Origin of the sequence: Azospirillum sp. TSH64 (genome assembly GCF_003116035.1) — a bacterium.
Taxonomy (GTDB): Bacteria; Pseudomonadota; Alphaproteobacteria; order Azospirillales; family Azospirillaceae; genus Azospirillum.
This window is the reverse complement of record NZ_LGQW01000015.1, coordinates 5,134,973-5,136,469: the sequence shown is the minus strand read 5'-3', so window position 1 is coordinate 5,136,469 and position 1,497 is coordinate 5,134,973. Positions and strand designations below refer to the sequence as shown.

Here is a 1,497-nt window from a genome sequence, read left to right as displayed (position 1 = left end):
GGGTCGCGAAAGCCTTGAAATCATGGGGTTTTGGCAGAGTCGCAGTGACGGTTCAGCGACGATGGGGGAGGACGGTTTACGGTGACCATCTGGTGACTCATCCACATCACGGCGGCGCTCATCCCTGGTGTAAGGATGCGCCGTTACGAACTCGGTCGTAAGCCGTTGATCCGCATAGCCTTTTTGATGGTGGCTTTGCACAGTTCCGCCTGCCGCCGTTTTCGCCAGTGAAGTCAGTGACTTAGTGAAGGTTTTCAGGAGAAGAACGCATCATGGCCCCTCCGGTGAGGCGCAAAATCAGACTGACCGATGTCGCTGTCAAGAAACTTCCCGTTGGACGGTCCTGGGATACCGAAATCGGAGGATTCGGCGTGAAGGTTTACGCCTCTGGCAAAGCGCAGTTCATCCTGCGCTATCGGAGTCCAGACCGGAAACAACGGGAGTTCAGACTCGGCCAGTTTGGTGTCGTTGGTGCTGATGAAGCTCGAAGCAAAGCAAAAATTCTAATTGGAAAGATCATGGAAGGCTCTGATCCAGCCTGGGAGCGTAAGGTGAGTCTGGCAGCAGCGCGAACCTTCAACGACGTTATCGACAGATACCTTGAATGGGCTGATGGGCACCACAAGGAAACGTCGCTGGCGGAGGTCCGTCGCTACTGCCGACTTCATATCCGTCCCCGATTTGGGGACTCCATGGTGTCCGTCCTAACCCGAGGCAGCGTGCAGCAGGTCTACGACCGAATGCGACAGGCTCCGCATTCACGGGCCAAGGTGATCGCTTGGGCACGGTCGATCTGGACGTGGGGTGAGAAGCGGGAGCTTGTTGGTGATACCCGGAATCCATTCGTGATCGACATAGGGGTGTCGAAGCCGAGACGGGCAAGGGTGTTGACGCCAGACGAGTACAAGCGGCTATGGCAGGCGCTTGAGAAGCATCGTTTCCACGGCGGTATTCGGAGTGTGTCGCTGTGGGCCATTGAGTTCTTGATGCTTTCACCTTTGCGCAAGAGCGAAGTTTTTCGTCTCCGCTGGGAAAACGTTGACCTTGACCGGAATCAAATTCGAGTGGTCCAGCACAAAACCGATCAGAAGGATGGCGCTTTAGACATTCACATCAGCACGCCGTTAAAGCAGTTGTTACAACGAATGCCAAGATCGTGTGATTGGTTGTTTCCGACACCAGAATCAGTATCTGGGCACATCATGAGCGTGGACCGCGCGTGGGCGCTGATCAGAAGGGAAGCTGGACTGTTGAAGGATAGTCGGCGTGTAACGCTGCATGATCTCCGTCGCAGTTGGAACAGCGTCGGTGCGACACTTGGGTATGGGCCAAGCTTCATGGGCAAGGTGCTGGGCAACTCCGCGCGGGTGAACGAACGCCACTACTGGCACCTACAGGAAGGCCAGCGGCGGGAAATCACAGGACGTGTTGCAGAGACCATCGCGGGATTCGGTACAAATCAGGAGGAGCAGGATCGCACAGCATCTGAAGGTGGAG

General features: G+C 55.9%; 1 protein-coding gene. It reads left to right on the top strand.

Features of this window, described 5'->3' with window-relative positions:
- Positions 1 to 272 precede the first annotated feature (272 nt).
- A partial coding sequence (locus tag TSH64_RS24625) for an integrase arm-type DNA-binding domain-containing protein (RefSeq protein ID WP_199237659.1) occupies positions 273 to 1,497 on the top strand: 1,225 nt, incomplete at its 3' end.